General features: G+C 61.3%; 22 protein-coding genes and 1 pseudogene. 13 read left to right on the forward strand and 10 right to left on the reverse strand.

The window, feature by feature from the left end:
• The first annotated feature begins 73 nt into the window (after positions 1 to 73).
• Complete coding sequence (locus ACM5SV_RS30125) at positions 74 to 1,093, forward strand: GlxA family transcriptional regulator (RefSeq protein WP_003540607.1); 1,020 nt, start codon at positions 74 to 76, stop codon at positions 1,091 to 1,093.
• 113 nt (positions 1,094 to 1,206) lie between these two features.
• Here the strand turns inward: ACM5SV_RS30125 and ACM5SV_RS30130 are convergent, their stop codons facing one another.
• Complete coding sequence (locus ACM5SV_RS30130; protein WP_017994403.1) at positions 1,207 to 2,538, reverse strand: diguanylate cyclase; 1,332 nt, start codon at positions 2,536 to 2,538, stop codon at positions 1,207 to 1,209.
• Positions 2,539 to 2,724: 186 nt separating this feature from the next.
• Positions 2,725 to 3,555 (reverse strand): response regulator, encoded by an 831-nt coding sequence (locus tag ACM5SV_RS30135; protein ID WP_012757872.1) that lies wholly within the window; start codon positions 3,553 to 3,555, stop codon positions 2,725 to 2,727.
• Between the two features lie 347 nt (positions 3,556 to 3,902).
• Between ACM5SV_RS30135 and ACM5SV_RS30140 the strand changes: the two are divergent.
• Positions 3,903 to 4,885: pseudogene (locus ACM5SV_RS30140) on the forward strand (squalene cyclase).
• On the opposite strand, the gene ACM5SV_RS30145 reads toward ACM5SV_RS30140, so the two are convergent.
• From ACM5SV_RS30145 to ACM5SV_RS30155, 3 genes are all read right to left on the reverse strand, one after another.
• Entirely contained in the window at positions 4,871 to 5,617 is a 747-nt protein-coding gene (locus tag ACM5SV_RS30145; RefSeq protein ID WP_313903244.1) for a TetR/AcrR family transcriptional regulator, read from the reverse strand. The pseudogene ACM5SV_RS30140 and the gene ACM5SV_RS30145 sit on opposite strands and share 15 nt — an antisense overlap.
• The gene (locus ACM5SV_RS30150) at positions 5,502 to 6,005 is read right to left on the reverse strand and encodes a DinB family protein (protein ID WP_017994408.1); all 504 of its coding nucleotides are present in this window, start codon (positions 6,003 to 6,005) and stop codon (positions 5,502 to 5,504) included. The genes ACM5SV_RS30145 and ACM5SV_RS30150 overlap by 116 nt, the downstream gene beginning before the upstream one ends.
• 132 nt (positions 6,006 to 6,137) lie before the next feature.
• Positions 6,138 to 6,662 (reverse strand): DUF6428 family protein, encoded by a 525-nt coding sequence (locus tag ACM5SV_RS30155; protein ID WP_017994409.1) that lies wholly within the window; start codon positions 6,660 to 6,662, stop codon positions 6,138 to 6,140.
• Between the two features lie 42 nt (positions 6,663 to 6,704).
• On the opposite strand from ACM5SV_RS30155, the gene ACM5SV_RS30160 reads away from it, so the two are divergent.
• Genes ACM5SV_RS30160 through arsK form a run of 7 tightly spaced genes read left to right on the forward strand, consistent with a single transcriptional unit; the run spans position 6,705 to position 11,092 of the window.
• Positions 6,705 to 7,061, forward strand: coding sequence for an ArsR/SmtB family transcription factor (locus ACM5SV_RS30160; RefSeq protein ID WP_012757878.1), 357 nt, complete (start codon positions 6,705 to 6,707; stop codon positions 7,059 to 7,061).
• Complete coding sequence (locus ACM5SV_RS30165) at positions 7,058 to 7,588, forward strand: arsenate reductase ArsC (RefSeq protein WP_017994410.1); 531 nt, start codon at positions 7,058 to 7,060, stop codon at positions 7,586 to 7,588. Before ACM5SV_RS30160 ends, ACM5SV_RS30165 begins: the two co-directional genes overlap by 4 nt.
• Positions 7,588 to 8,031 carry an arsenic resistance N-acetyltransferase ArsN2 gene (gene arsN2 / locus ACM5SV_RS30170; protein WP_222014958.1) on the forward strand — a complete coding sequence of 148 codons (444 nt, stop codon included), beginning with the start codon at positions 7,588 to 7,590 and terminating at the stop codon, positions 8,029 to 8,031. Before ACM5SV_RS30165 ends, arsN2 begins: the two co-directional genes overlap by 1 nt.
• Entirely contained in the window at positions 8,028 to 8,735 is a 708-nt protein-coding gene (locus ACM5SV_RS30175) for an aquaporin (protein ID WP_012757880.1), read from the forward strand. The genes arsN2 and ACM5SV_RS30175 overlap by 4 nt, the downstream gene beginning before the upstream one ends.
• A complete protein-coding gene (gene arsC / locus ACM5SV_RS30180; RefSeq protein WP_012757881.1) occupies positions 8,732 to 9,160 on the forward strand; it encodes an arsenate reductase (glutaredoxin) in 429 nt (142 codons plus the stop codon). Before ACM5SV_RS30175 ends, arsC begins: the two co-directional genes overlap by 4 nt.
• The gene (gene arsH / locus ACM5SV_RS30185) at positions 9,135 to 9,860 is read left to right on the forward strand and encodes an arsenical resistance protein ArsH (protein ID WP_012757882.1); all 726 of its coding nucleotides are present in this window, start codon (positions 9,135 to 9,137) and stop codon (positions 9,858 to 9,860) included. The genes arsC and arsH overlap by 26 nt, the downstream gene beginning before the upstream one ends.
• Positions 9,857 to 11,092, forward strand: a complete 1,236-nt coding sequence (gene arsK, locus ACM5SV_RS30190; protein ID WP_012757883.1) for an arsenite efflux MFS transporter ArsK — start codon at positions 9,857 to 9,859, stop codon at positions 11,090 to 11,092. The genes arsH and arsK overlap by 4 nt, the downstream gene beginning before the upstream one ends.
• Positions 11,093 to 11,113: 21 nt before the next feature.
• On the opposite strand, the gene ACM5SV_RS30195 is transcribed toward arsK, so the two are convergent.
• From ACM5SV_RS30195 to ACM5SV_RS30215, 5 genes are all read right to left on the reverse strand, one after another.
• Positions 11,114 to 11,380: a hypothetical protein gene (locus ACM5SV_RS30195; RefSeq protein WP_017994411.1), complete on the reverse strand. Its 267-nt coding sequence runs from the start codon at positions 11,378 to 11,380 to the stop codon at positions 11,114 to 11,116.
• A gap of 112 nt (positions 11,381 to 11,492) precedes the next feature.
• Positions 11,493 to 14,027, reverse strand: coding sequence for a mechanosensitive ion channel family protein (locus ACM5SV_RS30200; protein ID WP_222014967.1), 2,535 nt, complete (start codon positions 14,025 to 14,027; stop codon positions 11,493 to 11,495).
• A 92-nt stretch (positions 14,028 to 14,119) separates the two neighbouring features.
• A complete protein-coding gene (locus tag ACM5SV_RS30205; RefSeq protein WP_012757886.1) occupies positions 14,120 to 14,671 on the reverse strand; it encodes a DUF924 family protein in 552 nt (183 codons plus the stop codon).
• A 120-nt stretch (positions 14,672 to 14,791) separates the two neighbouring features.
• Positions 14,792 to 15,856: a sensor histidine kinase gene (locus tag ACM5SV_RS30210; protein ID WP_012757887.1), complete on the reverse strand. Its 1,065-nt coding sequence runs from the start codon at positions 15,854 to 15,856 to the stop codon at positions 14,792 to 14,794.
• Between the two features lie 277 nt (positions 15,857 to 16,133).
• Entirely contained in the window at positions 16,134 to 17,579 is a 1,446-nt protein-coding gene (locus tag ACM5SV_RS30215; protein ID WP_222014972.1) for an MFS transporter, read from the reverse strand.
• A gap of 571 nt (positions 17,580 to 18,150) precedes the next feature.
• Here ACM5SV_RS30215 and ACM5SV_RS30220 point away from each other — a divergent pair.
• The 4 genes from ACM5SV_RS30220 to ACM5SV_RS30235 all read left to right on the forward strand — a co-directional run bounded on the left by ACM5SV_RS30220 (position 18,151) and on the right by ACM5SV_RS30235 (position 21,727).
• Positions 18,151 to 19,476: an ABC transporter substrate-binding protein gene (locus ACM5SV_RS30220; protein ID WP_011652417.1), complete on the forward strand. Its 1,326-nt coding sequence runs from the start codon at positions 18,151 to 18,153 to the stop codon at positions 19,474 to 19,476.
• A gap of 123 nt (positions 19,477 to 19,599) precedes the next feature.
• Positions 19,600 to 20,568: a carbohydrate ABC transporter permease gene (locus ACM5SV_RS30225; protein WP_012757889.1), complete on the forward strand. Its 969-nt coding sequence runs from the start codon at positions 19,600 to 19,602 to the stop codon at positions 20,566 to 20,568.
• Entirely contained in the window at positions 20,565 to 21,518 is a 954-nt protein-coding gene (locus ACM5SV_RS30230; RefSeq protein WP_012757890.1) for a carbohydrate ABC transporter permease, read from the forward strand. The genes ACM5SV_RS30225 and ACM5SV_RS30230 overlap by 4 nt, the downstream gene beginning before the upstream one ends.
• Positions 21,515 to 21,727, forward strand: coding sequence for a hypothetical protein (locus ACM5SV_RS30235; protein WP_012757891.1), 213 nt, complete (start codon positions 21,515 to 21,517; stop codon positions 21,725 to 21,727). Before ACM5SV_RS30230 ends, ACM5SV_RS30235 begins: the two co-directional genes overlap by 4 nt.

Below are 21,727 nucleotides of genomic sequence, written 5' to 3' on the forward strand. Positions count from 1 at the left end.
TCGCTTTCAGGACATCGGCGCGACGCATTCCGCGCAACGAATGTGTCATCGCCCCTCGAGCATGGATTTCGCTATGAACAGGATGCAGATCAAGAAGCGTTCGGTAGTCTTCTTTATGGTACCGCAATTCACCATGCTGCCCTTTTCGGCGGCCGTGGACACCTTGCGCATCGCCAATCGCATGCTCGGCTATCAGGCCTATACCTGGCGGCTGACCTCCGTCGATGGAGAAAAGGTCTATTCCTCCTGCGGCATCGGCGTCGAGGCAAATTCCTCGCTTGCCGAGGAGCGCCGTCATCTCGGCGGCGAAAACCGGCCGGGCATGGTGCTTGTCTGTTCCGGCATCGATGTCGAGCAGTTCAACAACAAGTCGGTCAATGCCTGGCTGCGTGAATGCTACAATCGCGGCGTCGCCGTCGGCAGCCTCTGTACGGGCGCGCATGTGCTTGCCCAGGCCGGCCTCCTGAACGGCAAGCGCTGCGCCATCCACTGGGAAAACCTGCCGGGCTTTTCGGAAGCCTTCCCGCAGGCGGAAGTCTATGCAGATCTCTACGAGATCGACGGCAATCTCTACACCTGCGCCGGCGGCACCGCCTCGCTCGACATGATGCTGAACCTCGTCGGCGAGGACTTTGGCGAAAGCCTTGTTAACCGCATCTGCGAGCAGCACCTGACCGACCGCGTGCGCAACCCGCACGACCGCCAGCGTCTGCCGCTGCGCGCCCGTCTCGGTGTGCAGAATGCCAAGGTGCTGTCGATCATCGAGCTGATGGAAGGCAATCTCGCCGAGCCGCTCTCGTTGATCGAGATCGCCGACGGCGCCGGCCTCTCGCGCCGCCAGATCGAACGGCTGTTCCGCCAGGAGATGGGCCGTTCGCCGGCCCGCTACTATCTGGAAATCCGCCTCGACCGCGCGCGCCACCTTCTGGTGCAGTCGTCGATGCCCGTCGTCGAGGTCGCCGTCGCCTGCGGCTTCGTCTCGGCCTCGCACTTCTCCAAGTGTTATCGCGAACTCTACCATCGCTCACCGCAGCAGGAGCGCGCCGAGCGCAAGATGACGATGGCGACCGCTCGCCAGGCCGTTGCCGCTTGAGACAATAAGACGGCCCGTCGCCGCTTGAGACATTAAAAGCTGATCTCACCTGATGCGAAAGGATCGTCGCCGCCTGAGATTAAGGGCGGCGGCTTGGCCTCGCCCCAGAGGCGCTATTGCGCCGCCTCTTCCGTCATCTTGGCGTCGGAATAGACCTGGTTGCGGCCCCTGTGTTTGGCCATGTAGAGAAACTGATCGGCGGCGTTGAGGTAGTTCTCGAAGGTTTCGTAACCGGCGATTTCGGCGATGCCGATCGAAATCGTGACGCCGAGTTCCTCGTCGTCGGCCGTGACCTTCAGCCGCGAAATGTCCGAGCGGATCTCGTCGCAGAGCTTGGTTGCGGCTGCAGAATCCATCTGCGGGAAGAGGATGGCGAATTCCTCACCCCCGAGCCGCGAGAGAAGATTGTCGCTTCCCTCGAAGATCGTAAACAGCCTGTTTGCGACAGCCTTCAGCACCTTGTCGCCGATCTCGTGGCCATAGGTATCGTTCAGCCGCTTGAAATGGTCGATATCGAGAATGGCGACCGAGCTCGGCACCTTCAGCCGCAGGCACTCGTTCACCAGCTTCGGGCCGTTGTCGTAGAAATAGCGGCGGTTATAGAGACCGGTCAGATAGTCGCAGGCCGCCGCTGCCCTCAGCTGCCGCATCTGCGCCAGCGTTTCGGCATTGTTGGCGATGCGGCATTGCAGCTCCTCGGCGACGAAGGGCCGGTAGACGAAATCGCTGGCGCCGGCCTTGAGGAAACTCGCCGAAAGCATGCGGTCGTTGGAGGAGGAAACGCCGATGACACGCAGCCTGTCCGAACCGAAACGATGGCGGATGCGCCGCGTCAGCTCGTAGCCGCTCATATCGGGCATGTGATGGTCGGTGACGACGAGCTCGATATCGCTGTAGGCCTCGAGCGCCGCCAGCGCCTCGAGCCCCGAATTTGCCTCGACGACGAGATATTGCTGTGCCTTCAGGAGATCGACGAGCACTTGGCGCGCCGAGACGACATCGTCAACGACGAGCACCCGTGTCTTGCGGTTGGAGATCGCCCGCCGGACGGTGGCGACCAGATTGTCGAGCGCGAATTCATTGTCCTTCAGCACGTAATCGATGACATTGCGCTCCATGATCTTGTTGCGCGTGTTGAGATCGAATGTCGCGGTGAAGACGATCGCCGGGATATCGTGCTCGATCGTGCAGTCGAGCGCTTCGCCATAGGGCGAATCCGGCAGGTTGAGATCGACGACGGCCATGGTGTACCCGTGAGCGTCGTCGGCAAGTTCCTTGCGAAGAGCCTTCAGCGACGGGCAGGATTTGACGGCAAGGCCGAGCTCCGTCTGGAACCGGTGACAGAGCACCGCGGAAAACATCCGGGAATCTTCAACCAGAAGTATTTTGAGCCCGCCGGAGCGTAACCCGATGCCATCCCGCAGAAAATCCGCTTGAAAAGCCACAGCCGCTATTCCCCCATGCGCCTGACGGGCACGACTCGGCCCTCTCCCCGGTGGGGACGATAACCGAGAGACCTGTGCGCGTGAAGGGGACAAATAATGGCGCTGTTACTTGTAATTGCAAAAATTCGACGACTGTCCCCGACCGTCATTTCCGCCCCCCTGGCGACACCGATACTGGAAGGGCCGTCAGGCAACCGCCCGTTCCTTGCGCATCGATTGAATTTGCAGCAACGTATCGAGGTTCTGGTTGACGCGGCAGTAGAACTCCTCGTCGATGAAAGGACGCAGCATGAAATCATTGCCGCCGGCCTTCAGGAATCGCGCCGAAAGCAGCCGGTTCGAGGAGGAGGAAACGCCGATGATGCGCAGCTCGTGCGAGCCGATACTGGCGCGGATGCGCCGCGTCAGTTCGAAGCCATCGATGTCGGGCATGTTGTAGTCGGTGATGACAAGGCCGATATCGCGGTTGGCCTTCAGGATCTCCAGCGCCTTGCCGCCACTCTCGGCGACGCTGACACGGAAATTGTAGCGCTTCAGCCGGCTCGACAGCAGGGCGCGCGCAGTCGCGCTATCGTCGACGATCAGCACGTGGTGGCGATGATTGGTGAGGAAGCGGCATATCGATTCCGCCAGCAGGTCGACGGCGAAGATATTGTCCTTGAGGATATAGTCGACGATATCCTTGGCCATCAGCTTGTCGCGCATGTTTTCATGGAATGTGCCGGTGAAGACGATGGTCGGGATGGAGAGATCGACCAGATATTCGAGCGCTTCGCCGTTTTCGGCGCCGGGCAGGTTGATATTCGAGATCGCCAGCGTGATCGGATCGGAAGACTTGTCGTAGGAAACCTGCAGATCCTCGAAGTTGCGGCAGATCTCGACATCGATGTCGAACAGCTCCTTCAGACGTTTGCTGATCATCGAGGTGAATACGTTGGAATCTTCCGCGACAATAATGCGCGCACCCGCAAACATTTCCCCGGAATATTGCATCCCCGAAATACCTAGAAACGCCATAGCAAACCTTTGATGTAAAATCTGTCCCCGGATCAAACTGATACATCAATTGATTTGAGTAATTATTAATCGGCGCGCCTGGATATAAATGAAGAGGCGGCCCGATCGAGCCGCCTCCGACTTCTTTGCGGATATGATTAAGAAATCGGGCGCGAAGCGCCGCATTCTCGGCATCGAAAAGGCTTTCGCCGACAACCGTCGCATTATAGGTCGAACCGAGGTTTTGATCTTCAGCTTCGTGCCTTCCTTGGCGTAAGCCGGCCGCCGACGAGCCCACCCGGCTGGCACCGCTCGGCCGAAGCGATTATAAACGAGCCATCGACCCCGACCCGCCGACAGGTTCGCCCATGATCCAATCCGACACGGTGATCGAATGGCTTCTCGACTCCGACCCGTCGATCCGATGGCAGGTGATGCGCGACCTGCTCGATGCTCCGGAGCGGGAGTGGATGACTGAGCGGGCCAAAGTCGAGACCGAGGGCTGGGGCGCCAGGCTGCTCTCCTGCCAGGATGAGGACGGGCAATGGGCAGGCGGCGCCTTCCTGCCCGCCGGTTTCGACCCGCGCGAGTGGAAGCAGCGTGGCCAGCCGTGGACGGCCACGACCTTCTCGCTGTCGCAATTGCGCGAGTTCGGTCTCGATCCCGCCTGCGATTGCGCCAGGCGCGCCGTCAAATTGATCGGCGCCAACGCCCGTTGGGAAGAAGGCGGCCAGCCCTACTGGGAAGGCGAAGTAGAGGAGTGCATCAACGGCCGCACCGTTGCCGATGGCGCCTATTTGGGGATCGACGTCTCGCCCATCGTCGACAGGCTGGCCGGCGAGCGTCTCGACGACGGTGGCTGGAACTGCGAGCGGATCAATGGCTCCGTCCGCTCGTCTTTCGCCAGCACCATCAATGTGCTGGAAGGTTTGCTGGAATACCAGAGATCGACCGGCGGCACGCATCGGTCTCGAGAGGCGCGCAGGACGGGTGAGGAGTTTCTGCTGGCCCGCAACCTCTTCCGCCGCCTTGGCACCGGCGAGCCGGCCGACGAACGCTTCCTGCACTTCCTACATCCGAACCGGTGGCGCTACGACATTTTGCGCGCGCTCGACTATTTCCGCGCCAGCGCAATCCTGACCGGCGCCGACCCCGATCCGCGCCTCGGTGAGGCAATCGACCACCTTCGGTCCAGACGCTTGCAGGACGGCAGCTGCCGCTCGACAACAGCCCTGCCGGTCGAGTGTGGTTCGAGGTCGATGACGGGCAAGGCAAGCCCTCGCGGTGGATCACGCTCCGGGCGATGCGGGTGCTCAGATGGTGGGATGCCCAGCTCTCAATCAATGCCTGACGGCAATCCCAGCCCACGTAGGAAATGCCCCTCAAGCCCCCGCAGCAATTCGGCGCGGGCCGCGGGCGTCTCACCGATGCCGGGCTGATTGACCACACCGTGCAGGGCGTTGAACAGAAACACCGCCGTAAAGCGGGGATCACTGACCGACCAGGCATTCTCGCCAGCACCAGCGGCAAGCAATTCGTTCAGATGGTCGATCAGGATGTTGCGCGAAAGCCCCTCCCGCGTTGCAGGAGGAGCCGCCACGAAGGCGAGATGATGCAGCCCAGCCGCGTCGAGATAGCCAGTGGCGCATGCCGTCGACCAGGCCGCCAGCTTCCCGCGCCAATCCTCATACCGCAGTCCTTCGACCGCCGCGACGATGCCATCCAGCACGCCCTGCAAGAAGCGGGCGCGCAGCGCCTGGAGAACATCGGCCTTCGAGGAAAAGTGCAGGTAGAAGGTGCCCTTGGCGACCCCCGCCCCGGTCGTGATCTCCTCGATCGTGGTCTGCTCCAGGCCCTTTTCCAGAAACAGCCGCTCAGCCGCGGTCATCAGCTCGTCGCGCCGTTCTTCGGGTGGCTTGGTTCTCGGTTTTGAAACAGGATTGGCCGGCGGCAAGACTGGTCCACTCTCATTGACGGCGCGCGGGATCGGTCCTGTGCAGGTAGCCGGTAAACACGTCGCGCATTGCGGTGCTCTCGATATCAGGCAGCAGGCGACCGACTTCACCGCGATGATAGCCGGCATGCGTCACCACATGGGCCAGCATCTCCTCGCGGGACATGCGCCCGCGTCCGCCATCGGTGAAGGTGAAGTCGACGACCTCCTCCATTTCCTCGGGCGTTATACGCGAGGTATAATCGATATACCAACGATCCGTATCCCGGATATCGGAGGACAACTGTGCCAAGGGCGGCGCTTCGCTGCTCCAGCTCGCCGCATAGGAGTGATCCAGCCGTTGAAGATTGGCGGTGAAGATGCGATCGACGAGATGGGCGTGATTGAACACGCGAAGGGCCGATCGGAACTCATCGGATCGCGCCTCCACGCCGAGCGCGTTCAAGGCATCGAGTAGCTCGTCGTCGACGCTGGCTTTGTATTGGAACAGAGAGTTCAACAGGGTCTGCGCGCTCATGGCAATCTCCGGGCATGAAACGGGTGGCGCCGGCATCAAACCGGCAGCCTCCATCTACATCACTGACTGGTGGTCAGTCAATACGATCCCGATCTCTCTGCCACCTGCCCTGCCGCGCGTTCTTATGTGTCGTTACGCGCAGCAGCCGCTCGCTGCCGCTTGCGGCCCACAGCAGGCCGCCGCCTTGCTGTTCTCCTCTGCCAGCCATCGGTCGCGCGGCTTGCAGCTTGACGGCCGCGGCGAAAGCGCAACATGGACGGCGCCGGCACGGAGAACCGGCATCGCTGCGCAATAAAGCTGCATTGGCCGCACGCCGTCGCTGACTTCGAAGGTCAGCTTCGCCGAACCATCCAGTTGCACATGATCGGAAACCTTGCGGATGATTGCATGGAACTTGCCGGCCGGCATATGCGTGCGGTCGCCTTCCTCGATATCCCAGAGCTGGATGAAGATTTCCGCCCACGCTTCAGGATTGGCGCCGCAATCCAACGCCGAGAATTGGCCCGCCTTGACCTCGGTGACATGATAGCCAGGCTTTACCGCCTTGCCGTCGTAATAGAAAATCAGCGGAGAATCCTTGGCGCCGGTAAGCACACTGAGCAGCAGGCCGAGATCGATTTCGTTCTCTTGAATTTTGCTGTTGTCGATGACGTTCATTTGCGCTAAACCTCGTTTCAATGATTCAAGGATTATTGAAATATGGATCAACGTCAAGCCCTCATCGCATTCGGCGCGCTCTCGCAGGAAACCCGCCTTCACATCGTCCGCATGCTCGTGGTTTCGGGTCCCGACGGCATGGCGGCAGGCGCGATCGCTGAGAAGGCGGAGGTCTCGCCCTCTAATATCTCCTTCCATCTGAAAGAGCTGGAACGGTCGGGGTTGATCGCGCAACAGCGTGAATCCCGATCGATCATTTACACCGCGAACTACGAGGCACTTGGTGGCTTGGTTCGCTTTCTGATGGAAGATTGCTGTTCCGGGCATCCGGAAATCTGCGCACCTGCCGCGGAGGTCGCGGCCTGCTGCGCCCCTAAAATGAAGGAGAAATTGCAATGACCCCTGACCGCATTTACAATGTGCTCTTTCTCTGCACGGGCAATTCTGCCCGCTCGATCTTGGCTGAATCCATCCTTGAGACCGAAGGCAAGGGTCGATTCAAGGCCTATTCGGCCGGCAGCCAGCCGAAGGGTGAAGTCAATCCCTATGCGCTGAAGGAGCTTGCGGCGCAGGGCTACCCAACAGTCGGCCTCCGTTCAAAGAGCTGGGACGAATTCGCCGAGCCGGGCGCTCCGGAGATGGACTTCATCTTTACGGTTTGCGACAGCGCTGCCGGCGAGGCTTGTCCCGTCTGGATCGGTCATCCGATGACCGCCCATTGGGGCGTCGAGGACCCGGCTGTCGTCGAGGGCAGCGAAGTCGACAAAGGCCGCGCTTTCGCGCAGGCCGCCCGCTTCCTCAAGAACCGGATCAGCGCCTTTTTGAGCCTGCCTCTTTCCTCGATCGACAAGCTCGCCCTGGAATCGCACCTGCGCCAGATCGGCACCATGGAAGGCGCCAGCATTAAACAGCCCAAGGCGAGCTGATGGGTTTCGATTTGAACCAGCAGGCCTTGGAAGGGCACGACGACAGACTTCGCGGCGCGCTCGCAGGCGCCGGGCTTCCGGTCGATGACCTCACAAACGCCGGCCGAAGCTTCTATCGGTTTTCACGTGGCGGCGAGACGGTCGGCTTCGGCGGGCTGGAACTCTATGGCGAGACTGTACTCCTGCGTTCCATTGTCGTGCTGTCCGATCAGCAAGGCTTTGGCTTCGGCCATGCGATCACCCTTAGCCTGCTCGATCAGGCACAAAGGAAAGGCGCCACTGCCGCCTATCTGTTGACAGAAACAGCCGCCTCCTTCTTTCAATCGCTCGGCTTTCGTCCGATCGCCCGCGATGAAGCGCCGGCCGAGATCCTGACGACGCGGCAGGCCGCAAGCCTGTGCCCGGCATCGGCCGCCCTGATGGTCCGGAGCCTGCCGGCATGAGCGCGCCGATGTTTCCCCCGTCTCGACGACTGGTCGCCGAAGCGCTCGGCACGCTGCTGCTCGTAGCAACCGTCGTCGGCTCGGGCATCATGGCGGATAGCCTGACGGACGATACGGCGCTTGCGCTGCTCGGCAATACGCTGGCAACGGGGGCAATCCTCGTCGTCCTGATTACGATCTTAGGCCCGATTTCCGGGGCTCATTTCAATCCGGTCGTGTCGCTGGTGTTTGCGCTCCGGCGCGAACTGCCTGCCTCCTCCGTTCCCCCCTATATCGCCGCGCAGATCGTCGGCGGCATTGCCGGAACGATGCTCGCTCATGCGATGTTCGCCCTCCCCGTGCTGCAGGCCTCGGAAACCGTGCGCACCGGCGGCGCGCAATGGCTCTCTGAAGTGACGGCAACCTTCGGCCTCGTCTTCGTCATCTTAGCCGGTGTGCGCTTTCGCGCCGATGCCGTGGCATGGCTGGTCGGCCTTTATATCACCGCCGCCTACTGGTTCACCGCCTCCACGTCCTTTGCCAATCCCGCCGTCGCGATTGCTCGATCGCTGACGCACACCTTTTCCGGCATCCGCCCGATCGATCTACCGGGGTTTATCGCCGCTGAAGTCCTCGGCGCCTTGCTGGCGCTGATGCTTGCGGGATGGCTGCTGATGGAAGCCCGCGATCCTGAAACTCTCACCAAGACGGAATCCGCCTCATGACCATAGATGTTACGATCTATCACAACCCCGAATGCGGCACCTCGCGCAACACGCTTGCGATGATCCAGAACGCCGGCATTGAGCCCAACGTTATCGAATATCTGAAAAACTCGCCGTCGCGCGACCAGCTAATCAAGGTGATTGCGGATGCCGGTTTGAGCGTTCGCGAGGCGATCCGCGAAAAGGGCACGCCCTATGCGGAGCTCGGCCTCGACAACCCTGATCTTACCGACGAGCAATTGCTGGACGCGATGCTGAAAAACCCGATCCTGATCAACCGGCCCTTCGTCATCACGCCGCTCGGCACGCGTCTGTCGCGGCCCTCGGAACTTGTTCTCGAAATCCTGCCGGAAACGCATCAGGGCGCCTTCACCAAGGAAGACGGCGAGAAGGTGCTCGATGCCGGAGGCAAGCGCATTGTCTGATTTGCCTGCCATATCACCGATGCATCTGCGTCAACCGGATATGGACGCGCTCAGGCCGGCGTTCTCGACGCACAAGCCGCGCATCCTGATCCTTTATGGCTCGTTGCGAGCAGTGTCCTACAGCCGCTTCCTCGCACAGGAGGCCGCGCGGCTGCTCGAATATTTCGGCTGCGAAGTGCGCATCTTCAATCCGGAAGGTCTGCCGCTGCCTGATGCGGCGCCGGCGAGCCACCCGAAAGTTCAGGAGTTGCGCGAATGGTCGGCATGGTCTGAAGGCCAGGTGTGGGTCAGCCCCGAACGTCATGGCGCGATGACCGGCATCATGAAAGCGCAGATCGACTGGATTCCATTGTCGGTCGGCTCTGTTCGGCCGACGCAAGGCAAGACGCTGGCGGTGATGCAGGTCTCTGGCGGCTCCCAGTCCTTCAATGCGGTAAGCCAGCTCCGCATCCTTGGACGATGGATGCGGATGATCGCAATTCCCAATCAGTCCTCGGTTGCAAAAGCTTTCCAAGAATTCGACGCGGACGGCCGTATGAAACCCTCGTCCTATTACGACCGCGTCGTCGACGTCTGCGAGGAACTGGTGAAGTTCACGCTGCTGACCCGTGATGCCTCGAACTATCTGACCGACCGCTACAGCGAGAGGAAGGAAGAAGCCGAAAAGCTCGAACAGCGCGTGAGCCTCAGATCCCTATGACAATCAGCACCGAACGACCACCGGTAGCGGCCATTGCCGCGCTCGGGCTGACGCAGATCATCGGTTATGGATCGCTCTATTACAGCTTCAGCATCCTCGCCCCCGACATGGCCCGTGATTTGGGCTGGTCATCTGAATGGATCTTCGGCGCGCTCTCTGTGGCCCTTCTGATCGGCGGTCTGGCCGCACCTCTCATGGGCACGTGGATTGATCGCTTCGGCGCAGGCAGGATCATGACGTCGGGCTCGGCGATTGCCGCCGCCGCCCTCGTCGCCTGCGCCTTCGCGCCGGGAAAGATCGCTTTCGTCGCGGCATTGATCGGCATCGAGATCGCCTCGAACCTGGTGCAATATGGCGCAGCCTTCGCCCTGCTCGTGCAGATCAGGCCGCAGGTCGCCCAGCGCAGCATCACCTATCTGACCCTAATCGCCGGCTTCGCCTCAACCATTTTCTGGCCGATCACCACGGCGCTGCATGCGCATCTCTCATGGCAGAACGTCTATCTGATTTTCGCCGCGCTCAATCTCGTTGTCTGCCTTCCCATTCATGCCTGGCTCTCCCGTGGCATCAGCCAAACCAGGGGACGGACCGGAGAGGAGGCCGCAAAACGCGCCGAGCCGAGCCTTCCGCCGTCGGTGCGCAGGCTGGCCTTTATCCTGATGGTGACAGGCTTTGCTTTGGAAAGCTTCGTGAACTCGGCGCTTCTGGTTCACATGGTGCCTGTGATGTCGGCCCTCGGCCTCGGCGCCATGGCAGTGGTGGTCGGAACGCTCTTCGGCCCGTCACAGGTGCTGAGCCGCCTCATCAACATGGTCTTTGGCGAGAGCTTGTCGCAAGTGATGCTCGCGATCATCTGCGCCATCTTGCTGCCGACAGCCCTTGTCATCCTCATCGCCACCGCACCCTCGGTGCCTGGTGCGCTGGTCTTCGCCGTCGTCTTCGGCCTCGGCTCGGGGCTTAACAGCATCGTCTACGGAACCTTGCCGCTCGCGCTCTTCGGAAGCGATGGCTACGGCCGGCGGCAAGGACAAATCATGTCGGTTCGTCTCGTCGTCTCCTCGATGGCGCCGTTCGCGCTTGCCTTCCTGATGGGCTATCTCGGCGTATCATGGTCACTATCGATCGCTGCATTGCTCAGCACCGTCGCCGTTGCCGCATTCTTCGCCATCACGCGGCTGACGCGCCCGGTTGTTGCCCGGCCGGAACCTGTTCCCAATCCCGGAGAAGCTTGAGCGCATTAGTCGGGACAGGCGCTACTTGACGACGGCCGAGCCCTTGACGATGTCGATCGTCTCGCCGCCGTCGAGCCCGATGCGGTCGCCGTCGGGCGTCGTCATGAAGCAGCCGGAAGCACAGAGGTTTTCCGAAGCGCCGGCATCGACCACAACCTCGACGCGCTGGCCGCTCTCGGTGATGACGAGCACGACGGCGGCTGGATCGGTGTTGGTGATGGATGCCGCTTCAGCCGCGGGTGCGGCAAGCAGCGGGACAAGCAGAACGGCGGCAAATCTTGCCATCATGTGCGGCGGCGCTGGCGCGCCCTCCCCTCGAACGATCGGTGCTGCCCCCGGCAGCGATCCCGATAGTGGAGATCATGCACATATAGCTGTGAATGATGGCTGAATGACCCGTTCAGCCTTTCCGATTGCCGTCTGCCGTCTTGCTGCGCAATTGCCGCACCGGCTGCTCTTCCTCCTCCATGGGCGTGTCGGCCGAGTTTTCCTGCTCGTTGGGTTGATCCCTGCCCGCATCGGCAAGCGCGGGACGAGCCTCTCGATGGATGGTAAGATCGGTCTGTGGCAGCGGGATCTCGATGCCCTCGGCCTTGAAGCGCTTAAGGATCTCGATCCTGAGATTGTTGCGCACCGCCATGCCGTCACCCATATCGGCGAGGAAGAAACGCAGCTCGAAATCCAGCGAATAGGGCCCAAAGCGCAGGAATTCGACATGCGGCTCCGGATTGCGCATGACGAGCGGTATCTTGGCCGTCAGTTCCAGCAGGATGTCCATCACCTGCTGCGGATCGGCGTTGTAGGCGACGGAAACCGGAATTTCCGAGCGACCGATCTTGTTGCGGTGTGTCCAGTTACCGACGAGGCCGTTGATCAACTCCGAATTCGGCACGATGATCGACTGCTTGCGGAAGGTCTCGATCTCCGTGGCGCGCACCGAAATGCGTTTGACGATGCCTTCGGCCGTGCCGGAAACGACATGGTCGCCGACCTTGAACGGCCGTTCGACGAGCAGGATCAGGCCGGAGACGAAGTTGGAGACGATGTTCTGCAGGCCGAAACCGATACCGACCGAAAGTGCGGAGGCGACGAGCGCGAAGCTCGACAGATCGATGCCGGCCGCCGAAACGCCAATGATCGCCGCGATGCCGACGCCGAGATAGCCGATGCCCGTCTTGACCGAATTGCGCACGCCGAGATCGACATGGCTTCTCGCCATCACATTACCGTCGAGCCAGCGCTGCAGCCAGCGCGTCAGCAGGTAGACGCCGGCAAACAAGAGAATGCCGGTGCAGATGCCGAGCAGCGAGATGCTGATACCGCCGAGCCTGACCTCGGTGAATAGCCTATAGGCAAGAATCTGCAGGTCCTGCACATGGAAGCCCCACATCAGCAGGATCAGCGGGATGCCGACGAGAAGCGCCACCGCATAGATGGCAAGGCCGACAAGCAGGCCGGCCTGGTCGATCGCCACCGGCCCGAGCTTGAAGCGGCGCGTCAGGAAGCTTGCGAAGAAGGTGTCGCCGAAGCTTTCCTGCCTTGATATCGCCTTGCCGGAAAGCAGGCCGACATACATAGTGACGACGACCGCGCCGGTGATGATGAGCTGCGTGGCGACGAAGCGCGCGAGCCCGACATAACCGGTCAGCGCGGTGAGGATGAGGCCGGCGCCGACTACCCGCAGGATGATCGCCATGCCGCGCGGCCAATGCCTTCCCGGCGCATCGGGATCGCCGTTCCTGGCCAGCATCGGCTTGCCGAAGGAGACCGCGATCAGGATCAGACCGATGATCAGCGCGGCGATCAGGCTTCTGACCACGGTCAGCACCAGCGGCGAGCCCATCGCCTCGCCGATCGTGCCAAACAGATAATCAAGCGCGTTGACGATCGCCATCGCCAGCAGGCAGTAGCCGATCGAGCGCGCGCCGAGATTGGAAAGCCGAACGAGGCGCCAGCGCGGTTCGTGCGGTGCGAAGATGGCATTGACGAAGCGGCCGACGAAATAGACGAGCCCGATCGCCCCGAACAGCGCGCCGATGACAGGTGCGATGTCGGGCCTCAGCACATTGAACCCGTTAAGGAAAAAGAACGAGGTGACGAGCAGCACCGAGAGCGCCAGGGTGCGGATCAACGTCGACCAGAAGGCGATCGACAGCCGGCCGATATAGGACGGGTTCTCGACAGCCTCGTCGCGCTGCAGGTAGGAGCCGAACAGCCGGTAGCTGCCGGAGAGCAGGATCAGCGCCGCGGCAAGCGACAGGAAGATCGCGGCAAACATCGGGAAACGCTTGAATTTCCAGACGAAGGTGGCCCAGCTCGACAGCGCCTGCGAGAATTCGCTGGCCTCGTGCACAAAGGCGCTGCCGGCATCGTCGAGCACCGAGACCGAAATCTCGGTGCGCCTGAGCAGCGTATCGGCAAACAGCCGCCGCCGCATCTCGGTGATCTCGTTGACGAGCTTCGTCACCGTGATCGAGAGGTTTTCGGCATCGCCCGTCAGCGCGTTGATCTGCGCGCGTTCGGCGGCGAGCGCGTTGCGCTCCTGGGTGACGACCTCGGCTTCCGGCGGCTGTCCGTCCTTCGGCGGATCGCCGATCTCGACAAGCCGGTTCTTGATCTGGTCGAAACGCGGCCTAAGATTGACCGATATGGTGATGACGGCGCGTCTGAGCTCGTCGGCCTTGGTCGCAAGCCCGACCAGGGCATCGTCGTTGTCGGCATTCTGCTTGACGCCGTCCTGAAGCGCCGTCAGTTGGACCTTCGCCTTGTCGATCTCCTTTGTCGCCTGGTCGAACGGCGTATCGGCGAGCGGCGCCTGCACGGCCGCCGGTGCCTGCGGCTCCTGTGCGAAAGCCGCAACACCCTTGAAATGCGCGCCCGCGACCGCCAGCGTCAGCAGAAGAATGGTGCGAAGCAGGATCGGTCTCAGCCGCAAAAGCGCCTCCGGGAAAGGTTGTCGTCGGAATAGAATGCCAGCTTGTCTTAGTAAAGAAAGGCGACAGAAAGGCGGAAGCTCCCTGGAAACCCTTAGAAACCGGCATCGGGCCGGGTGAGATAGTCGCATTCCTCAGCCGTGGACTCCCGCCCGAGCATGACATTGCGGTGCGGAAAACGGCCGTAGGTGGCGATCACGTCGCGGTGGCGGATCGCATAATCGAGATATTCGGCATCGCCGAGCGCGCCGAACAGTTCCACCGATCGCTCCTGCTCGCCAAGGTCCTCGGCATGTTCGAACGGCATGTAGAAAAAGGTCCGGCATGCGGGTTCGACCGCCTGATCGGCGCCCGACGCAAGCGCGACTTTGGCTTCCCGAAGCGCCAGCCCATCGGTCGCAACGGCAAGCGCCGTGCCGCGATAGATGTTGCGGGGAAACTGGTCGAGCACGATGACAGCCGCCAGCCGGCTCTCCGCATCCGCCCGCCATTCGGCGTCAACACCCGCGGCAAGGGCCTGATGGGTATCGCGAAAAACCGTGCTGATCTCCGCGTCGAGGTCAGGCGTCGCGCGGAACCACAGCTCCCGGCCGCATCTGACGAACCAGAAATCATAGACTTCCTTCGGTGTGCGAATCGTCGTCATGTCTCCTCCCCTAGCGTCATGTTCCTTGCTGTGATGTCGGTAAACTATTGTAGAGATGGGACAAACGGCCTGTTGTATAGCGGCGAACGAGAGAAACATCGTCGAGTCCAGCGTCAAACGCTACTTCACCTCGTGCAACGAAAACACCAGCGTCGCCTTGGTTCCGTCGTGGCCGGGGTCATAGGCGAAATCCGATTTCAAGCTGGCGGCCATCGCCGTCAAAATGCGTGTACCAAGGCCGGTTCCCCTGGCCGGGCTCGATGGGTCGAAACCGGCGCCGTCATCCTCGACGATGACACGCAATGCCTCGTCCGTCTGGTCGACGATGACGCGGATCTCGCCCGGCACGCTGTCCGGATAGGCATATTTGAAGGCATTGGTGACGAGCTCGCTGACGATCAGCCCGAGCGTGATCACCTTGTCTGTCGCCAGATTGACCGGCTGCGCGGTGAGCACGATCCGGTGCGGTCGCTTGTCGTCGCGCATCGAGGTTTCGAGTTCGGTGAGCAAGCTGTTCAGATATTCGTCGACCTGCACCGAGCCGACCTGGCGGTTGGTATAGAGCCGGCGGTGCACGCTGGCGATGGCATTGATGCGCATCTGCGTTTCGTGCAGCGCGTCGATCGCCACTTGATCCGTGGTCATCGAGGATTGCATACGGATCAGCGCGCCGACGAGGCCGAGGCTGTTGGCGATGCGGTGATTGACTTCGGTAAGCAGCATTTCGGCAAGGTCGCGCTGCTGGCGGATCACCTCCTGCGCCTGCGCCGTCTCGCGGCGAAAACGCGCCCGCTCCAGCGCCTGTTCGAGGGCGGCGGCGAGCAGGTCGAAATAATCGGCTGAGATCCCCTTCAGCATGTAATCGTCGGCGCCGGCCTTCAGCGCCGCGACCGCGATGCTGGTATCGTCCGAACCCGTCGCATAGATCACCGGCGGATGATCCGGCATCGCCGTGATGCAGGGCAGAATGTCGAGGCCGGTCTCGCCGGCCAGGATATGATCGAGCAAGACGGCGTCGATACCGCCTTCGCCGAGTCTCGCAAGGCCGGCCGCGCCGCTCTCGGCCCGCTCGACCGAAAAGCCACGCCCACGCAGGTTTTTCTGCATCAGTAGGGCAAGCCCCTCGTCGTCGTCGATATAGAGGATGTGGATCAGGGCATCCGCATCGCCGCTAGAATTGCTCATTCGGTCTCCCGGCGTTCTCTCGCAGCGACGACCGCCCGCAAGCGTCCGAGTCGTCCGCATGGCAATGTCGTATTGTATTGACCGCCCGGGGTAAACAGCGGTTATCCCTCGCTCTTGTTGCAGGCGGCGCGGAAGAAGGATGTCGGGAATCCGGCATTTTCAGAACATGACCCTGGCCTGGGGAGGATCCCATGGAAGCCGTTGAAGGAGATGGGGAAACGAAGAACCTGAAATGAGATGCATAAACGCCGAGCGGCCCGATTGGTTCCGCAGCAAGCTAACTTTTCTGGAATTTCCGATGGCCGGATACTTCGGCCCCCGCCTCCGCCGGCAATTGCAGGAAGCGCAGCGACGAGACGACGCCGATCGCGCCGACCACGACGAAAGCCCAGCGGAAATCGGCAAGAACCGGATTGTCGGCGCCCCTGAGAGCCGAGCCGATGTTGAGCACGGCCGCCGCCACCGCCACGCCGAGCAGCATCGATACCTGCTGCAGCATGCTCGACAGCGTCGAGGCCGAGCTTCGCTGCGCCGGGCCGATATCGGCGAAGGCCAACGTGTTCAAAGCGGTGAATTCCATCGAGCGCGACAGGCCGGCAAGGAAAAGCAGCGCGTGGATGAAAAATGGCGGCGTCTGCGGCGAGAGGAAACCGCAGCAGACGATCGAAAGCGCGGCGATCAGCCCGTTGACCCCAAGCACTGTGCGAAAGCCGAAGAAGCGCAGCAGCGGCGTCGTCACCGCCTTCATGCTGAAATTGCCGAGGAAATAGACGAGCAGATAGGTGCCGGCGGCAATCGAGCTGAGGCCGAAGCCGAGCTGGAACAGCAGAGGCAGCAGGAACGGCGTCGCATTGATGGCCATCCGGCAGGCCGTGCCCGCCGACAGCGTCGACATCGAGAAGGTCTGGATGCGGAAGGCAGAAAGGTCGAGCAGCGGATTGTCGACGGCAAGGAAATGCCGCGTCGCCATGACAGACAGTACGATGCCCGCCGCCAGCATTGATAAGACGGGCAAAAGCCCGCCGTCCCATTTGACCGAGAGTTCGAGCGCGGCGAGCAGAAAGGTCAGTCCCGCAGCGCTGAGGACGAAGCCCAGGAGATCCAGCCGGCCCGGATTGGTCTCGCGCTGCTCCGGCACGAAACGCAGCACCAGCGCGATGCCGAGAATGCCGATCGGGATGTTGATGAGGAAGTTCCAGTGCCAGCTGGCATAGGTGGTGATGAAGCCGCCGAGCACCGGGCCGATCACCGGCGCCGTCAGTGCCGGCCAGGTGATCAGCGCGATCGCCTGGACGAGTTCCGACTTGCGGGCATTTTTCAGTACGATGATGCGCCCGACCGGCGTCATCAGCGCACTGCCCGCCCCCTGGACGGCGCGCCACAGCACAAATTCCGCAAGGCTGCCGGACAGCCCGCAAAACAGCGAGGCGCCGGTAAAGACAGCGATCGACATCAGGAAGATGCGGCGTGCGCCGAACCGATCGCCAAGCCAGCCGGACAGCGGAATGAAAGCCGCCATCGTCAGCATGTAAACGGTGATGCCGATGCTCATCGACACCGGCTGCACGCCGAAACTTGCCGCCATCTGCGGCAACGAGGTGGTAACGATCGTGCCGTCGAGGATCTGCATGAAGAAGGAAACGGCAACGACCAGCGCCACGATCTTCGCCTGGCGGCCGCTCGCCGCCTCTTGCCCATTCTCGCTCGTCTCAGCCGTGGTCATCGATCTGCCAATAAAAATTCCGGATGACGCGGCAGGGAAACGGGAAGGAAGCCGATCGAAGATCTGACGCGCGGAGGTGCGCGGACTTGGAAAGCCGCGCACTGGCTGAATACGCCCGTTGCATCCGGCCGGAAAGGCTAAATCTCGCACTACGCAGGAATATTCCCGATGCAGCCGGATAGCTGGCCACTATCAATCCCAAGAAAGGATTCAAGAAAAAGGCCCCGCCGAAGCGAGGCCAAGCTTGATCCGCTCCGGGGAAAAACAGGAGCGGCGCGCAGTCCATACCGTGTGATCCATGTCGCAGCGAGGCCAGATGTCGCTGCATCGGTACGCTCGCCAAAGAATTTTTCGCGATCCGCCGGAAAAGATCGGCCCCCAAAACTATCCGCCCAGGTGGCGCGACACCTGTCGCATCGCAGCAACGATTGGCGCTTGCAATGTTTATAAAAATAGATATCACTAAACATATTGCTAAACATGATGATTGAGGAGTTCATGTGAGCATTCTCTGAAGTGGGTGAACATGCGACGCCGGCGGGGAGCCGGCCCTTAGTTCTGGGAGGAACTTATGCAGAAAACATCGAAAGCCCTTTTCGGGCTGGCCACGGCATTTGTCATGTCGTCGGCATTGCCCAATCTCGCCAAAGCCGATGAACTGACCCTGTGCTGGGCCGCATGGGACCCCGCCAATGCGCTGGTCGAGCTCTCGAAGGATTTCACCGCCAAGACCGGCACGCAGATGAAGTTCGAATTCGTTCCCTGGACGAGTTATGCCGATCGCTTCCTCAACGAGCTGAATTCGCACGGCAAGCTCTGCGACCTGATCATCGGCGACAGCCAGTGGATCGGCGGCTCGGCAGAGAACGGCCATTACGTCAAGCTCAACGACTTCTTCGACAAGGAAGGCATCAAGATGGATGACTTCGTGCCGGCGACGGTCGTCGGCTACTCGGAATGGCCGAAGAACACCCCGAACTACTGGGCGCTGCCCGCCATGGGCGACGTCGTCGGCTGGACCTACCGCAAGGACTGGTTCGAGAAGCCGGAACTGCAGAAGGAATTCAAGGAGAAATACGGCCACGATCTCGCAGCGCCGAAGACCTACGACGAACTGAAGCAGATCGCCGAGTTCTTCCAGAAGCGTGAGATCGACGGCAAGACCGTCTACGGCGCCTCGATCTATACCGAGCGCGGCTCCGAAGGCATCACCATGGGCGTCACCAACGTGCTCTACGACTGGGGCTTCCAGTACGAGAACCCGAAGAAGCCCTATGACATGGAAGGCTTCGTCAACTCGGCCGACGCGGTCAAGGGCCTCGAATTCTACAAGTCGCTCTATGATTGCTGCACCCCGCCCGGCAGCTCCAACGTCTACATGGTCGAATCCGCCGACGCCTTCAAATCCGGCCAGGTCGCCATGCAGATGAACTTCGCCTTCACTTGGCCCGGCCTTTACAAGGACGAGAAGGTCGGCGGCGACAGGATCGGCTTCTTCCCCAATCCGGCTGAAAAGGCGCATTTCGCCCAGCTCGGCGGCCAGGGCATCTCGGTGGTCTCCTATTCCGACAAACGCGATGCCGCCCTGCAATACATCAAGTGGTTCGCACAGCCCGATGTACAGGCCAAATGGTGGGAACTCGGCGGTTTTTCCTGCCTGAACTCCGTCGTCAATGCGCCAGGCTTTGCCAAGAGCCAGCCCTATGCCCAGGCCTTCCTGGACTCGATGGCGATCGTCAAGGATTTCTGGGCCGAGCCGAGCTACGCCTCGCTGCTGCAGGCCATGCAGAAGCGCGTCCATAATTACGTGGTCGCCGGCAACGGCACTGCCAAGGAAGCGCTCGACGGTCTGGTGAAAGACTGGAGCGACGTCTTCAAGGACGACGGCAAGATCTGACGCGTGTCATCCCTGATGCGTGCCATCCTCGACAGGATGGCGGCCCGGATCGGCAGACGAGCCGGGCCGCCAGATCTCTCATATCCTAATAGACCCCGTACCCCAAAAATACCAGGTGAAGACTTGACCATTTCCCATTCCTCCATCGTCGAGAAGGCAGCCGATGCGACTGCGAGGGCAACGCCCTCCTCGGTCGCCCGGCGCGTCCGCGGCCTCTCCGACAGGGCGATCGCCTGGCTGTTTATTGCGCCTGCCATCACCCTGCTCTTGGCGATCAATATCTTCCCACTGCTTTGGGCGGTCTATCTCTCCTTTACCAATTACCGCGCCAACCGGCCGAATGCGCCGGTCCTGGGCGTCGGCCTTGGAAATTACCAGCGCGTTCTGAACGACCCCGATATCTGGCAAGCGATGCAGACTACCGCGCATTTCGTCTTCTGGACGATCGTATTGCAGACGGTGATCGGCTTCACGCTCGCCTACCTGATCGACCGCAAGTTTCGCGGCCATGCCTTCTGGACGACGATCATCCTGATCCCGATGATGCTGTCGCCCGCCGTCGTCGGCAATTTCTGGCGCTTCCTCTACGAGCCGCAGATCGGCCTCTTCGCCTATGCCGTGTCGATGGTGTCTGGCATCCCGACGTCGGATATCCAGATGCTCGGCAATGTCTCGCTGGCGCCCTGGGCGATTATCATCGTCGATACCTGGATGTGGACGCCCTATGTGATGCTGATCTGCCTAGCCGGGCTGCGCTCGATCCCCGACTATATCTATGAGGCGGCCGAGGTCGACCGCGCCTCGCCATGGCGCCAGTTCTGGTCGATCACCGTGCCGATGGCCCTGCCCTTCATCATGCTCGCCGTACTCTTCCGCGGCATCGAGAATTTCAAGATGTTCGACATGGTGACGCTGCTCACCGGCGGCGGGCCGGGCTCGGTCACTGAGGTCGCCTCGATCACGCTGAAACGCGCCGCCTTCGAAAGCTGGGCGACCGGCCGGGCCTCGGCTTTCGCCATCATCCTCTTCGTCGCGGTGTTCGGCCTCGCTAACATCTACGTCAAGGCATTGAACAAGGTGAAGCAACGATGAGCGCCGCCAACTCAGCCCATTCGGTTGTCGTACCGAGCCTGTCCAGCAAGCGCATCGCCGGCACCATCGTCGTCCTCTACGCGCTAATCACCCTCATCCCGCTCGTCTGGATCTTCCTGACCAGCATCAAGTCGCCGCCGGATTCGATCAGCTATCCCCCGAAGATCGTCTTTTCGCCATCGCTCGAAGGTTATTGCAATCTGTTCACCACGCGCACGCGGCAGACACCTGATTATATCGCCTCGCTGCCGGCACCGGTCGGCACCTGCGATGAGGTGACGCGCAAGCGCAACATGGTGATAGCAGGCCCGTCAAACTTCCTGCCGCGCTTCATCAATTCGCTGGTGATCGCCTTCGGCTCCACCTTCCTCGCGGTCTTCCTCGGCACGCTCGCCGCCTATGGCTTTTCCCGCTTCAAGATCCCGCTCGCCGACGACCTGATGTTCTTCATCCTGTCGACGCGCATGATGCCGCCGATCGCCGTCGCCATCCCGATCTACCTGATGTATCGCGAGCTCGGCCTTTCGGACACGGCGCTCGGCATGATCCTGCTCTACACCGCCGTCAACGTCTCGCTCGCCGTCTGGCTGCTCAAGGGTTTCATCGACGAAATCCCGCGCGAATATGAGGAAGCGGCGATGATCGACGGCTATACCCGCCTGCAGGCTTTCCGCAAGGTCGTGCTGCCGCAGGCGACCACAGGAATTGCCGCCACCGCAATTTTCTGCCTGATCTTCGCCTGGAACGAATATGCCTTCGCCGCCCTTCTAACCTCGGGCGAGGCGCAGACCGCGCCGCCCTTCATCCCGACGATCATCGGCGAAGGCGGTCAGGACTGGCCGGCGGTTGCCGCCGGCACGACGATCTTCCTGATTCCGATCCTGGTCTTCACCATTCTCCTGCGCAAACAGCTGCTGCGCGGCATCACCTTCGGAGCCGTCCGCAAATGAGCCACCTGATCGAAACACGCACCCCTGCCCGTCCGAAACGGTCGTTCTTCCTGCGCCGCGGCCCGATGGAGACCATCGCCACCGTGTTGATCGGGCTCGGCTTCCTGATGCTGTTCCAGCCCTTCCTGCTGGTGCTCTACACCTATTCGCTGGTCACCCTGCTTGCAGGCACCGTCATGTTCATCATCGTCTCGAAATTCCCGGAGTGA

The sequence above is a fragment of the Rhizobium sp. CRRU65 genome, assembly GCF_048551595.1.
Lineage (GTDB): Bacteria > Pseudomonadota > Alphaproteobacteria > Rhizobiales > Rhizobiaceae > Rhizobium > Rhizobium leguminosarum_J.